This window comes from Paracoccus sp. IB05 (assembly GCF_016405985.1).
In the GTDB taxonomy this organism is placed as follows: Bacteria; Pseudomonadota; Alphaproteobacteria; order Rhodobacterales; family Rhodobacteraceae; genus Pseudogemmobacter.
This window is the reverse complement of the sequence record NZ_JAEFCF010000070.1, coordinates 1-12,931: the sequence shown is the minus strand read 5'-3', so window position 1 is coordinate 12,931 and position 12,931 is coordinate 1. Positions and strand designations below refer to the sequence as shown.

The following is a 12,931-nucleotide window of genomic DNA, read 5'->3' as shown; positions in this document are numbered from 1 at the left end:
ACCCGCTGTCTCACAAACGTGAATCCATGAGCGAGCCGGATAGTGCAACAAAGCCACGGAAGGTGGGAAGCGGACACCGCTTACAATAGAGGAACCCCATCGGATTTTCCTGCACAGCCAAATCGTCAGCACTCAACCCGCACAGCATAGTTTTATTCGGCGCCTTACTCCCACGTATTTTGCTGCACCCTGTGCCGAACGGCAGCTTTCGAAAATTCGGCATTGCAGCACCAGGCGAAGCTGAGTGGCGGCTATGGGCCGCGCTCGCCTGCCGTGGGGAGTGGACCGGCCGGCCACCGTTTCGGTCGCGGGCGATGAACTGAATGCCAGAGTGTGCGCTGAGCAGGCTTCCACAGCGATAAGCTCGTTATTGGGTAGCGGGTCAATCACCTGTCGCCTATCCAGGTCGCAGATCATCGTTCCGTAACGCTGGCGTTCAATACGGATCTGTTGATATCTTTTGCGCGTGCCTGGTGGAGATCGACTGCTCACCTTGCCTCTCCGGCTGCATTCTCCCGGCTAGATTGGGCCACTTCTTTCTGCAGCCAGTCGATGAGCGTCTGGCACCGCGCGGGCAGGCTGCGTCCCCGCGGATGGACGAGCCAGTAGCGATATTCATTCAGAACAATGTCAAAGGGCTGGATCAGTTCACCGGATTCGATTTGTGACTTCAGAAGTGCAGCTGCCCCCAGCATGATCCCCTGACCGCTGAGCATGCTTTGATAGCGCACATTCGTATCATCGATGAGATAAGATTGCCGCCCTTCAGTCGCCGGTGCGCCGGCATGATCGAACCATTCAGTCCAGCCGAGCCGGGTTTCCTCATGCAACAGGGTGAAGTTCTTCAGATCGGCGGGGCATTGCGGCACCCCGAGCCGCCCCGCAAGCGAGATATGCATGATCGGCGAAAGCCCGGCAGAGACCAGTGGAACGGCGATCATATTTGCCGGCGGCGCCTTGCCCCAGGTCACCGCCAGGTCCGCCCGGTCGAAATCGGAGGCGGCGAGAGTGTTCTGATGGATCAGATTGAGCGACACGCGTGGATAGGCCGCCCAGAAGGAATGCAGGCGCGATGCCATCCAGAAGCTTGAGAAAAACGGGCGGCAGATCAGATTGACCTGCTGGGAGCTGCTCTTTTGCCGCATCTGGTCGACTGTGGACTCAATAGCGCGGAAGGGGCCCGAGAGCTTTTGCCAGAGATGGTTTCCTTCATGAGTGAGCACAAGCTGTCTCGGCTCTCGCAGAAAAAGCCTGGTGCCCAGATAATCCTCAAGGATCCGCACCTGATGGCTGATGGCTGAGGGTGACACGTTCAGCTCTTTCGCAGCCAAAGCAAAGCTCAGATGGCTGGCTGCGACGGAGAATACCCGCAGGGCATTGAGATGGATATCGGTTCCGGAAGCCATGGCCGCAGTTCCTTACGCGCCGGTGGGAAGCGGAAATCCTGATGCTGACCGCTGACCCAGACAAGGGCAGATATGTGGAATATGGGTGAGATTTTCTCATCTGTTGCTGAGAAATCGATGTTTTTCAGATTCGACTTCCACGCCTAGTCCTTGGTTAAGCGAAACGTCGCAATGCGGCACAGCCATCAGGGTTTTCCCATGAACAAGCCCCTAATTCCGTCCCCGATTGCTCTCGAAGACCTGCATGCCAGCACGCTGGATGCGAAGAATGTCATTGCTTTGCCTTCGGATGTCTTCACCAGCGATGAATTTTTTAAGTTCGAGATGAATGCGGTATGGCGGCATGAATGGTTCTGCGTCGGTCATTCCAGCGAGATCCCGAATGTCGGGGATTACTATACGATACAGGTGGGTAAAGACCCGCTGGTGGTTCTGCGCGACCGTAGCAATGAGGTCTCGGTTCTTGCCAATGTGTGCCAGCACCGGGGGATGATCCTTGTGGAGGGTCGCGGCAATCTGCGCCGTCTGCGGTGCCCGCTTCATGCCTGGACCTATGATCTGGGCGGCAAGCTGATTGCGGCTCCGGGACTGACGGATGGCGGTTCCGAAGAGAATGAGGCGATTGCCGGGATCTGCATTCCCCGGATGCGCACAGAGATCTGGGAAGGCTTCATCTTCATCACCTTCGATGAAAGCCTCACTCCGGTGGGCGAGCGCCTTGCCAAGCTGGGGGAGCAGCTCAAGGCCTATAATATGAGCGCGCTGCGGGGGGCTGATCCTCTCCACCTCGAAGAGATGGCCTGGAACTGGAAAATCTTTAACGATGAATGCTATCACTGCATGTATCTCCACTCAAGTTCCTGGGGGGATATGTACGCGCTCAATCGCGGGGAAACCCTTGATGAAGCGGTCGAGTTCAATGATCTCGATAAGGGTGTGATCTCTTACAATCTTTGCAGTACGCATCGCGACGCGGCCCCCACGCATACCGGCGATATTCTGCAACCGCCGATCAGCGGGCTGGATGACCAGCAACGCAGTCAGCTGAGCTATGTGACGGTGGCGCCGAACCTGCTGATCGTCGCAATGCCGGATAAGGTGAAATATTTCCTCTGGCTGCCGCTCGAGGCGCAGAAATCGCAATACGGCGTCAGCTGGATGTATCCCGAGGAGACCCTTGCCCGTGAGGGGTTCCGTGAGAATTATGATCGTGAGATCAAAGACCTCGGCCCGGTTATGGAGGAAGATCTCTATGCTTGGAGCAGCTGCCAGAAAGGCTATAATTCGGGCTTCTCCGCCCGCGGCCCCCTGGCTCCCGAAGAAGAGGTGATCAAGCGGCTTCAGACCTGGCTTGTGCGAAAATATGCCGCTGAGGAAGGTCGGGCACAGGCTGCCCGGCAAGCGGCTGAATGATGCAGGGCCGCCGGAGCATTCCTGCAAGGATCGAGGCGATGGAGCCAGCCGGGGAAGCCATTCTCCGGCTGATCCTGAAGCCTGTTGACGCGCGGTGTTTTCCGGCATGGCAACCGGGTGCGCATGTGGATCTGATCCTGCCCACGACAGTGGGCGAGGCCGAACCGCTGATCCGCCAATACTCAATCTGCAGCGATCCGGCGGATCTGGGCCAATACCGGCTCGGCATCCTGCGAGACGCTGGCGGACGGGGCGGCTCGGTACGGATCCATGACCAGCTGAAGCCCGGCGATGAGGTCATGATCAGCGCCCCGCGCAATCATTTTCCCTTTGCTTGCACGGGGCGGCTTTTGTTTATTGCCGGTGGTATCGGCATCACGCCGATCCTGCCGATGGTCCACGAGGCGATGGCCGCCGGGCAGGACTGGCATCTGGTTGTCGCGGCGCGGAACCGGGCACGGCTTCCGTTCCTGTTCGATCTTGCATCCCTTCCACCGGAACGCGTCAGCCTGCATTGCGACGAAGAGGCGGGCCTTCTCGATCTGGCCGGGCTTCTCGGCGCTGAGGGCGAAGGCACCACCGTCTATTCATGCGGCCCCGGCCCGATGCTGGACGCTTTGCAGGCCCTGAATACCGATGCGCCCTGGCAGCTGCGGATCGAGCGTTTTGCGGCGGCTCCGGTGGTCGACAGCTCGGCCGATCACGGCTTTGACCTCCATTGCCGCAAGAGCGGCAAGACCCTCTGGGTTCCGGCAGACAAGAGTGTTCTCCAGGTCCTGCGTGAGGCGGGGATCAGGGTCGAGAGTTCGTGCAGGGATGGCGTCTGCGGCACTTGTGAAACGCGTGTCCTGTCGGGCGTTCCCAGCCACCGCGACAGCGTCCTGACCGCCGAAGAGCGGGAAGAAGGCACATTTATGATGGTCTGCGTCTCCCGCGCTGCGGGCGATTTTCTTGAACTCGATATCTAGGAAGGTCTGCTTATGGAGCGGCTGAAAATTGTGGTCACCGGTGGTTCGGGCAGGGTTGGACGACAGGTTGTAGCCTGCCTTGCTGAGCGTCACGAGGTGGTCAATGCCGATCTGACGCCGCCCACCGGCCCCTGCGCGGCGCAGTATATGCGCGCCGATGTGATGCAGATTGACGAGTTGCAACAGGCGTTTGCCGGCGCAGAGGTGGTCATTCATCTTGCCGGTCTCGACTACGACTGGGGTTGCCCGGACGAGGCCTATATCAACGTGAACACCAGGGGCAGCTGGCATGTGCTGCAGGCCGCCGAAGCTGTGGGTGTAAAGCGGGTTGTGCTTTGCTCATCCATTTCGATCTGTGGCCTCCAGGAGATGCGCGCGGACTGGAAGCCCCAGAGCCTGCCGATTACCGAAGAGCACGAAAATCGCCCGATCTATGCCTATGGCGTCAGCAAACAGATTGCCGAGATCATGGGGCAGAGCTTTGAGCGCCGCGGCAGGATGGAAGTGGTCAGCCTGCGCCCGCTCGCCGTCGTGCTGCCTGAAACGCTTTCGCAGTATATAGCCTTTGTCGACAAACCGGATCTTCACTGGCTGTTCTACTATGTCACTGCTGCGGACCTGGCCCGCGCCTTCCGGGCCGCTGCGGAAACACCCGGTATCAGCGGCGAGAGCTTTTACATCGGCGCCGATGACAGCTCGCATCGCGAGGCGACGCTGGAATGGGCGTCACGCATCCTGGAAGACCTGCCGGCAGATCAGGATCCCGCCTGGTTCGTGGCAAATCCCCGGGCCTCTGTCTTCAGCAATGCCAAGGCGCGCCGCCTGCTCGGCTGGCGCCCGACTTCGGATTTCAACTCCCTCCGGCTCCAGGCAGCCGAGGGGCAGAGTGGCGACCTGGAAGGGGTTTGAGCATGGATTACGTCAGAAAAGGCAAAGTCGAATGGACCGGGGACAACCCGCCGATCTATCTGAAGACCGACCCGAACGGCGACTGGTCGACGCTGGCGCTTTTCTTCCGTGTCAACGGATCAGACTATGGTCGCGGTCATATGATCCTCGTGCTGGAGGATCCCTATAATCGCGGGCAGGCAAATCCGGTCAGGCTGTGCTCCACCGATAACGAACAGCTGGCGCGCTATCTGCTTGATGACTTCGTGCGCAAATTCGGCCTGTTCCGCCCGGCCCAACAGGCCATCGATGCGCTGCAGGTCATCGGCGGCGCGACGTTCTCGGTCGAGGCGGATTATCCGCGTCACGTGACCGAGATTGCCAGTTTCGGCGGTCATCGTGTCGAAATGCGCTGGAGTGATCTTCAGGACATGTTCGCGGTCGCACAGCCGCCGAAGGACAGTCAGACCGGCAGGCATGAAATGTTCAGCGTGTTCCAGCCAGCCCGGTCGGCCTCGATCACTCTCGATGGTCGCAGGCTGGCCGGGGAGACCGTTGAACGCGATTTCTTCGACCGCCGCGCCCAGTCCGCCGCCCTGGCGCATAGCGAGTCCTGGATCTGCGAAGAACAGCCTTGACCTGCGAACAACCGGCCTGAAACCCGCGCCCCCCACAGAAGCGAAAGACTGCCCATGTCACAGCCAGATCCTAATGATATTGCCTTTGCGCGGATGAATGCCGTTCAGCCGGAATGGATCGGGCTGCGGCGTCTGGGGGATCTGCCGGGCCTTGATCGCCGGGTCGTGCTTCATGCTGGCCCGCCCTTTGACCGCTTTGCCGCGATACCGGCTGCGCTGCGCAATTCGCTGAGCAATATCGTGCGGCGCGAAGGCTGGGCGGTTGATCAGGGGCAGGCGCTGACCCTGCTTGAAAGCGGCGATGTGGTCATCGAGCCCGCACAAAATCACGGCGTCTATGTGCCGCTCGCCGGTGCGGCCGGGCCGTCGACGATGCTGATCGAGGTCGCCGACGGGGCCAGCGGCCGGTCCGCCTTCAGCCCGATCAATGAGGGCATGGTGCATTGCACCCGTCTCGGCATTCTGCATGAGGATCTGATTGCCCATCTTCGCTGGCTCGATGACATTCTGGCACCCTGGGTCAGCGAAAGGCTCCGACAGACCCCGCTGCCGCTTTTCCCGATCCTGAAGCAAGCCATTGCGCATGAGGATGATTGCCATTCCCGGACAATTGCGGGGTCGAAGGCGTTGGTCGCGGCGCTGCTCGCGATCAAACCTGCCGGCACCGGCGACGGGCAGTTAACGGCTTTCCTGCACGGAGCCCCGGCATTCGCCCTGAATGTCTGGATGGCGACCTGTGGGCTGATCGCCTCTGCTGCGGCGGGAGTTGCGGGCTCTGATCTTGTGACCCATGCCGGTGGAAATGGCGTGCATTTCGGCTATCAACTCGCGGGCAATCCGGGTCATTGGCACCTTGTTTCCGCTCCCGCGATCCGGGGCGATGTCGGGGTGGGTTTTGAACAAAGCGCGCCGCTTCCGGCGCTTGGTGACAGCGCAATCGTAGACGTACTTGGTCTCGGCGGGCAGCTCCTTGCGACTGCGGCACCCGTGCGAGCAGCCCTCGCAGCCCATCTCCCCGCAGATGCGACCACGCGCCCGGCGACCTTTCTTCACGGGGTGCTTGATGGCTTCGGTGCCCTCGCCGCAACGGATGCGGCAAAGGTCCGGGCCACGAATACCGGCCCGATCATTCTTCTTGGCATGATTGACGGTCACGGCCGCTTTGGCCGCGTAGGCGGCGGATGTGTTGTGGGAGACGACAAGACCTTCCCGAACTGAACCCAGGCAATGGCGGCCCCTGACGCGGGCCGCCGCACCGAGGAAAGACAGGATGCGATATCTTCACACGATGGTCCGGGTCGCTGATCTTGAGGCTTCGCTTGCGTTTTATTGTGGCGTGCTCGGCCTGCAGGAGACGAGGCGGCGCAGTTCTGAGGCCGGGCGCTACACAATCGTCTATCTGGCCGCGCCGGATGATCTTGCGGCTGTCGCAGCACAGGATGCCCCCATTCTGGAACTGACCTGGAACTGGGATCCGGAGGCATACACAGGGGGCAGGAACTTTGGCCACCTCGCCTATGAAGTGGCGGATATCCATGAGACCTGCGCCCGGATTGCGGCGGCGGGGATCACGATAAACCGGCCTCCGCGGGACGGCTATATGGCCTTTATTCGTTCCCCGGACGGAATTTCCATCGAATTTCTCCAGCACGGTGAGCAGCTTACCCCCGAGGAGCCATGGGCGTCGCTGCCAAACAGCGGCAGCTGGTGACGCTTCCCGCCTTCAACCCAGATCGGACAGTAGCATCATGTCTTTCACAGACCATTTCGCGGATTGTCAGGCAAGGATCCTGGCTGACGAGGCGCAGATCCGTGCCTTTTCCGCGATTGATTACGGGGTTTTGCAGGCCGAGTTGGCCAATGCTCCGACCAGCGGAGCCCTTGCCGGGCGGCTGATCGGGGTCAAGGATATCATCGACGCGCGGCCTTACACGACCTCCAGCGGCTCTCCTCTGCACCAAGGGCGCAAACCCGCCGCCGATGCCGCTGCCGTTGCTCAGTTGCGCGCAGCGGGCGCCGTGATCGTGGGGAAGACAGTCACCACCGAATTCGCCTTCTTCTCACCTGGCCCGACCCGGAACCCTCATGATCTGACGCGCACGCCGGGAGGGTCCTCCAGCGGTTCGGCGGCCGCCGTGGCCTGCGGCTTCGTCGATATCGCATTGGGGTCCCAGACGGCGGCCTCCATCACGCGCCCGGCCTCCTATTGCGGCGTGGTTGGCTTCAAGCCAGGCTTTGGCAGCTACAGCCTGGTGGGTGTCGGAACGCTTGCCCCGTCTTTCGACACGCTCGGTCTTCTGGCCGCAGATGTCCGCAGCCTGGCCGAAGCCCATGCTGTTCTGGCAGCCCCCGTTGCTGCCGAAGCGGTGCGCGAGCCGCGCCCGGCGCGCCGCATCGGGCTTTGTCGTACCCCGTGGTGGGGTCAGGCTGAGGATGCGACCCGGCAGGCGATCCAGACCGCCGGTATGATCTTGTCCGCTGAAGCGGAGATAGTCGAAGCCGATCTTGAAGCCTTCGCGGATGGGGCACGGCTGCAGGCTGACATCATGGCCTACGAGGCAGCACAAAGCCTGTTTCAGGAGATGCAGCATGCCGACATGATGAGCCCGGTTCTGCACAGGATGCTGGTCCACGGCAGCGACATTTCCCGCGCCGAACATCTGAAAAACCTGCGCCTGGCCGAGGAGCTGCGGCTGCGAATGGCGGAACTCATCGCCGGTTTCGACATCCTTCTTGCCCCTGCTGCACCGGGCGAGGCCCCGGTCGGGCTGGCCTCTACCGGCGATCCGGTCTTCAGCCGTTTGTGGAGCCTCCTGCGGCTGCCCTCGATCACTTTGCCGGGACTGACCGGGCCGTCTGGTCTGCCGGTCGGCGTCCAGCTGCTGTCGGCCACCCAGCAGGACGAAGCCCTGATTGGCCATGCGCTCTGGGCCGAACGTCTGCTGCCCGAACGCCCGCGAACGAAGCTGCGTGACATCCGGCAAAAAGCGCAAGAAGGCGCGGGACCGATTTTCTGACCAGAGCACACCGATCCGGGGAATAGCCCGGACATCGCGGAGGTAACCAATTCAGATGGCCCATGATACTGGCGAATATGTCGCCTTCAGGAATGTACAGAAAAGCTATGATGGTGAGACACTTGTCGTCAAAGACCTGAATCTCTCAATCAGCCAGGGGGAATTCCTGACCATGCTCGGCCCGTCGGGCTCGGGCAAGACAACCTCCCTAATGATGCTTGCTGGTTTTGAAACTGCGACCAATGGGCAGATCCTGCTTGATGGCCGACCGATCAATCAGGTGCCGCCGCATAAACGCGGCATTGGAATGGTCTTCCAGAATTACGCACTGTTCCCGCACATGACCGTTGGCGAAAATCTCGCCTTCCCGCTGGAAGTGCGCGGCATGGGAAAGGATGAGCGCGAAACGCGGATCAAACGCGCGCTGGATATGGTGCAGATGGGGTCCTTTGCCGCACGCCGCCCCGCTCAGCTTTCAGGCGGTCAGCAACAGCGGATTGCTCTTGCGCGGGCGCTGGTATTTGATCCGAAATTGGTGCTGATGGATGAACCGCTTGGCGCGCTGGATAAACAACTGCGTGAACATATGCAGTTTGAGATCAAGCATCTGCATGACTCTCTGGGTATCACGGTTGTTTATGTGACCCATGATCAGGGCGAGGCCCTGACGATGTCTGATCGGGTTGCGGTCTTTAATGATGGCCGTATTCAGCAGCTCGCACCTCCGGCGGATCTCTATGAACGCCCCGGGAACAGTTTCGTCGCGCAGTTTATTGGCGAGAATAACAAACTTCCTGGGATTGTCGAAGAACTGCGTGATGACAGAGCTTTGATCCGTCTGGCCACCGGCGAGCTGATTGATGCAACTGCGGTCAACATTCACAAAAAAGGTGAGAAGACCATGGTTTCAATCCGCCCCGAGCGGGTGGAAATCAATACTGAAATGATGCCAGAAAATGCTCATCTTCTGGACGCTGAAGTCCGGGAGATCATCTATATGGGCGATATTCTGCGTGCCCGTATGCGGGTTGCGGGATCCGAGGACTTCGTCGTGAAACTCAGAAATTCCATCGGGCAAAGGCGCCTTAATCCGGGCGAAAAGATTCGGATCGGCTGGCATCCACAGGATGCGCGTGCGCTTGACGCTGTCTGAAGACCAGTCGTTGAAGACCCCGGCCCTGCGCAGCCGGTAAATAAAAAATCAACCGGGAGAAATGAAATGAGAAAACTGCTTCTTTCCACTGTTCTGAGTTGTATGGCTTTCATGAGCCAGGCAGACGTCACTGTTATGTCCTGGGGTGGTGCATATGGAACTGCACAGAATGAAGCGCATCTGAAACCATTCACGGAAAAGACTGGAATTCGTACCAGGATGGTCGATACCGACAATGCGGCATCGCCAATTCGCGCCATGGTCGAAGCTGGGAATGTCACGGTTGATGTAGCCTCCATCGAGCTGGCAGATGCCACCCGTCTTTGCGATGAAGGAATGCTTGAGCCCATCGACCCGGCCAAATTGCCTGCCGGCTCAGATGGAACTGCTGCGGAAGAGGACTTCTTTCATGGTGGCATAACAGATTGCGCTGTCGGAACAGACCTCTGGGCGAATATCATTGCCTTTGACTCTACTAAGTTCAGCGGCGAAGCACCTTCGAAAGCAGCGGACTTTTTTGACACTGAAAAATTCCCGGGCAAACGGGGTCTGAAAAAGAATCCTAAAGCTGTGCTGGAGCTTGCACTGATGGCCGATGGGATACCGGCAGATGAGGTCTATGCCATTCTGGAAACCCCCGAAGGCCGTGATCGCGCATTTGCCAAACTCGATACGATCAAAAAGGATATCGTCTGGTGGGAGGCCGGCGCGCAGCCGCCACAATTGCTGGCGGATGGCGAAGTTCTGATGACCACTGCCTATAATGGACGGATCTTCAATGCATACATTGAAGAGGGCAAGCCATTTGAAATCATCTGGGATGGTCAGATTTACGAGCTGAACACCTATGCCATCCCGAAGGGGGCGCCCAATCTGGAAGAAGCGATGGAATTCGTCCGGTTTGCCACTTCGACCGAAGGACTGGCTGAGCAGTCAAGGTATATCTCTTACGGACCTCCTCGCAAATCCTCTAACGCGATGGAGATTATCTACAAGGACGAGAAAACCGTCATGGCTCCGAATTTGCCGAGCTCACCAGAAAACAGGGAAAATGCACTTGAAACCTCCATCGAATTCTGGGTCGACCGGGATACCGAATTGAATGAGCGTTTCAATAACTGGCTGATTGCAAACTGAGCACTATGCCGGACCGGCCAGGGGCATCCCCCTGGCCGGGATGCAACTTCACGGAAGAGATCGATGGCCAGTATCACCCAGACAGCCGTTCCTGCCAGTTCATTGGCATCAGAAGGCATGCCCCTTAAAATCAGACTGGCGCGCGCACAGGCGCGAAACAGGCGCAGGGCCTTCCTACTGGTCCTGCCATTGTTGCTTTTCGTCACGCTGACCTTCGTGCTTCCGATTGGCCAGATGCTTCAGCGCTCACTGTATCACGATGGCTTCTCAGCTGCGGCGCCGTCGCTGGGCCAATGGTTCAGTGAAAACCCCGAAGACATCCGGCCCGATGAGGCGGGTTTTGCGGCCCTTGCCGCGGATCTGCGCTACATGAAAGAGCAAAACCTGGCCGGAGCCGCTGGAACCCGGATCAATTACAATGTGCCTGGCAGCCGTTCGCTTTTCACCAGCGCTGCACGCAAAGCGGATGATCTGGAAGCGCCCTACAGGGATGCCATCCTCGGCCTGGATCAAAAATGGGATGATCCTCGGATTTGGGTCGCCATGCGCGAAGCTTCCTCGCCGTGGACGTCAGATTTTTATCTGACCGCACTGGATATTCAGCGCGGAGCAGATGGAACGCTGGAACGTGTGGATGAGCACTCGCGCGTTTATCTCGCGCTTTACGGCAAGACATTTTTGCTCTCGGGCGTGATTACGGTCATCTGCCTGGTGCTGGCCTTTCCGATTGCGCATCTTCTGGCGACATTGCCGATGGGCAAGGCCAATCTCCTGATGATCCTTGTACTCCTGCCGTTCTGGACGTCGCTGCTTGTGCGTACCACGTCCTGGATTGTCTTACTGCAGGGCCAGGGCGTCCTGAACTCGCTGTTGGTTTCTGCAGGTATCATCGGGGAGGACGGACGCCTCGCACTGATCAATAATCAGACCGGAACCATCATAGTGATGGTCCACATCTTGCTGCCTTTCATGGTTCTCCCGATCTATTCGGTGATGCGGGTGATCCCTCCTGCCTATGCAAGGGCGGCGCGCAGCCTTGGCGCCACTTCCTGGACCACCTTCCGCCGCATCTATGCACCCCAAACCCTGCCGGGGATCGGTGCGGGTGTACTTTTGGTCTTTATCCTCGCCGTCGGTTACTACATCACCCCCGCTTTGGTCGGGGGCGCTGACGGGCAACTCTTCTCGAACCAGATCCAGTTCCACATGACCCGCTCGAACTGGAGCCAGGCTGCCGCTCTGGCCGCGATGCTGCTTGCCGGGGTTCTTGTGCTCTACTGGCTCTATGACCGCCTTATCGGCATCGACAAACTCAAGCTCGGCTAAGGAAAAAAGATATGGCCCTCCAAACCTATGCCGATCCGCTTGAGCGCGCCTGGTACTATGCCTATTTGGTGATTTGCACGCTGATCTTCATCTTTCTGATCGCGCCTATCCTTGTCATCATCCCGCTATCCTTCAACGCCGAGCCCTATTTTACCTTTACCGAGAAAATGCTGACTTTCGACCCGGCGGGATATTCCCTCAGGTGGTATGATGCCCTGGTCTCAACGGGAATGCAGCAACCTGAGGCCGTCAGTGGCTGGTGGTCAGATATGTGGGCCAACGCGACCTGGGTAAAAGCGGCCCGGAATTCGCTGATCATAGGTTTCTGGTCAACGATCCTCGCCACCACTCTCGGCACCCTTGCTGCTCTTGGCCTGTCGCGCCCGGAGATGCCCTATCGGCGACTGATCATGGCCTTGCTCATCTCGCCGATGATCGTGCCGATCATCATCGTGGCGACGGGGATGTTTTTCTTCTACTCTAACCCATGTTCGATTATCGGCATGCAATGTGGTCGTCTGACCTCGACATATACCGGAATTGTGCTTGCCCATGCCGTGCTTGGCATCCCCTTTGTCATCATCACTGTCACGGCAACACTGTCGGGTTTCGATCAGTCGCTGATCCGCGCTGCCGCAAGCCTCGGGGCAAACCCCAGAATTACGTTCTTCAAGGTGATCATGCCGCTGATTCTGCCCGGGGTGATTTCCGGCGGCCTGTTTGCATTCGTCACATCTTTTGATGAGGTGGTAGCGGTCCTGTTCATTGCGGGCCCGGATCAGCAAACCATCCCGCGGCAAATGTGGAATGGAATTCGCGAATCCATCAGCCCGGCAATCCTCGCGGTTGCAACAATACTTGTGGTTCTTTCGATTGCACTCCTGACAACTATTGAGATTTTGCGTCGCAGATCCGACCGTTTGAGAGGTGTGAGCGGCTTTGTTGCACTATCCGGCTCGCTCATGGATTCACGTTTGTGAGACAG

Annotated in this window: 12 protein-coding genes; 11 read left to right on the top strand and 1 reads right to left on the bottom strand. The window is 58.9% G+C overall.

Going from position 1 to position 12,931, the window contains the following annotated elements; genetic code table 11:
- Nucleotides 1-488: 488 nt before the first annotated feature.
- Nucleotides 489-1,406 carry a LysR substrate-binding domain-containing protein gene (locus tag JC607_RS24645; protein WP_198839358.1) on the bottom strand — a complete coding sequence of 306 codons (918 nt, stop codon included), beginning with the start codon at nt 1,404-1,406 and terminating at the stop codon, nt 489-491.
- 198 nt (nt 1,407-1,604) lie between these two features.
- Here JC607_RS24645 and JC607_RS24640 point away from each other — a divergent pair, with 198 nt between their 5' ends.
- The 11 genes from JC607_RS24640 (at nt 1,605) to JC607_RS24590 (ending at nt 12,926) form a co-directional block, all read left to right on the top strand.
- Nucleotides 1,605-2,819, top strand: coding sequence for an aromatic ring-hydroxylating dioxygenase subunit alpha (locus JC607_RS24640; protein WP_198839357.1), 1,215 nt, complete (start codon nt 1,605-1,607; stop codon nt 2,817-2,819).
- Nucleotides 2,820-2,857: 38 nt separating this feature from the next.
- Nucleotides 2,858-3,787 carry a PDR/VanB family oxidoreductase gene (locus JC607_RS24635; protein WP_198839356.1) on the top strand — a complete coding sequence of 310 codons (930 nt, stop codon included), beginning with the start codon at nt 2,858-2,860 and terminating at the stop codon, nt 3,785-3,787.
- Between the two features lie 12 nt (nt 3,788-3,799).
- Entirely contained in the window at nt 3,800-4,696 is an 897-nt protein-coding gene (locus tag JC607_RS24630) for an NAD(P)-dependent oxidoreductase (RefSeq protein WP_198839355.1), read from the top strand.
- A gap of 2 nt (nt 4,697-4,698) precedes the next feature.
- Nucleotides 4,699-5,313 carry a hypothetical protein gene (locus tag JC607_RS24625; RefSeq protein ID WP_198839354.1) on the top strand — a complete coding sequence of 205 codons (615 nt, stop codon included), beginning with the start codon at nt 4,699-4,701 and terminating at the stop codon, nt 5,311-5,313.
- Nucleotides 5,314-5,367: 54 nt separating this feature from the next.
- Nucleotides 5,368-6,531: a DUF1116 domain-containing protein gene (locus JC607_RS24620; RefSeq protein WP_198839353.1), complete on the top strand. Its 1,164-nt coding sequence runs from the start codon at nt 5,368-5,370 to the stop codon at nt 6,529-6,531.
- A 52-nt stretch (nt 6,532-6,583) separates the two neighbouring features.
- The gene (locus JC607_RS24615) at nt 6,584-7,024 is read left to right on the top strand and encodes a VOC family protein (protein ID WP_198839352.1); all 441 of its coding nucleotides are present in this window, start codon (nt 6,584-6,586) and stop codon (nt 7,022-7,024) included.
- Nucleotides 7,025-7,061: 37 nt separating this feature from the next.
- Nucleotides 7,062-8,330, top strand: coding sequence for an amidase (locus tag JC607_RS24610; RefSeq protein ID WP_198839351.1), 1,269 nt, complete (start codon nt 7,062-7,064; stop codon nt 8,328-8,330).
- Nucleotides 8,331-8,385: 55 nt separating this feature from the next.
- On the top strand, nt 8,386-9,483 hold the full coding sequence (locus JC607_RS24605) for an ABC transporter ATP-binding protein (protein ID WP_198839350.1): 1,098 nt from the start codon (nt 8,386-8,388) through the stop codon (nt 9,481-9,483).
- A gap of 66 nt (nt 9,484-9,549) precedes the next feature.
- Nucleotides 9,550-10,620 (top strand): ABC transporter substrate-binding protein, encoded by a 1,071-nt coding sequence (locus JC607_RS24600; RefSeq protein WP_198839349.1) that lies wholly within the window; start codon nt 9,550-9,552, stop codon nt 10,618-10,620.
- 63 nt (nt 10,621-10,683) lie between these two features.
- Nucleotides 10,684-11,946: an ABC transporter permease gene (locus tag JC607_RS24595; protein ID WP_198839348.1), complete on the top strand. Its 1,263-nt coding sequence runs from the start codon at nt 10,684-10,686 to the stop codon at nt 11,944-11,946.
- A gap of 11 nt (nt 11,947-11,957) precedes the next feature.
- Complete coding sequence (locus JC607_RS24590; RefSeq protein WP_198839347.1) at nt 11,958-12,926, top strand: ABC transporter permease; 969 nt, start codon at nt 11,958-11,960, stop codon at nt 12,924-12,926.
- Nucleotides 12,927-12,931 lie beyond the last annotated feature (5 nt).

Bases quoted from the DNA above. Each gene is read 5' to 3' on its own strand.
- JC607_RS24645 (WP_198839358.1), bottom strand. From the start codon at position 1,406: ATGGCTTCCGGAACCGATATCCATCTCAATGCCCTGCGGGTATTCTCC.
- JC607_RS24640 (WP_198839357.1), top strand. From the start codon at position 1,605: ATGAACAAGCCCCTAATTCCGTCCCCGATTGCTCTCGAAGACCTGCAT.
- JC607_RS24635 (WP_198839356.1), top strand. From the start codon at position 2,858: ATGGAGCCAGCCGGGGAAGCCATTCTCCGGCTGATCCTGAAGCCTGTT.
- JC607_RS24630 (WP_198839355.1), top strand. From the start codon at position 3,800: ATGGAGCGGCTGAAAATTGTGGTCACCGGTGGTTCGGGCAGGGTTGGA.
- JC607_RS24625 (WP_198839354.1), top strand. From the start codon at position 4,699: ATGGATTACGTCAGAAAAGGCAAAGTCGAATGGACCGGGGACAACCCG.
- JC607_RS24620 (WP_198839353.1), top strand. From the start codon at position 5,368: ATGTCACAGCCAGATCCTAATGATATTGCCTTTGCGCGGATGAATGCC.
- JC607_RS24615 (WP_198839352.1), top strand. From the start codon at position 6,584: ATGCGATATCTTCACACGATGGTCCGGGTCGCTGATCTTGAGGCTTCG.
- JC607_RS24610 (WP_198839351.1), top strand. From the start codon at position 7,062: ATGTCTTTCACAGACCATTTCGCGGATTGTCAGGCAAGGATCCTGGCT.
- JC607_RS24605 (WP_198839350.1), top strand. From the start codon at position 8,386: ATGGCCCATGATACTGGCGAATATGTCGCCTTCAGGAATGTACAGAAA.
- JC607_RS24600 (WP_198839349.1), top strand. From the start codon at position 9,550: ATGAGAAAACTGCTTCTTTCCACTGTTCTGAGTTGTATGGCTTTCATG.
- JC607_RS24595 (WP_198839348.1), top strand. From the start codon at position 10,684: ATGGCCAGTATCACCCAGACAGCCGTTCCTGCCAGTTCATTGGCATCA.
- JC607_RS24590 (WP_198839347.1), top strand. From the start codon at position 11,958: ATGGCCCTCCAAACCTATGCCGATCCGCTTGAGCGCGCCTGGTACTAT.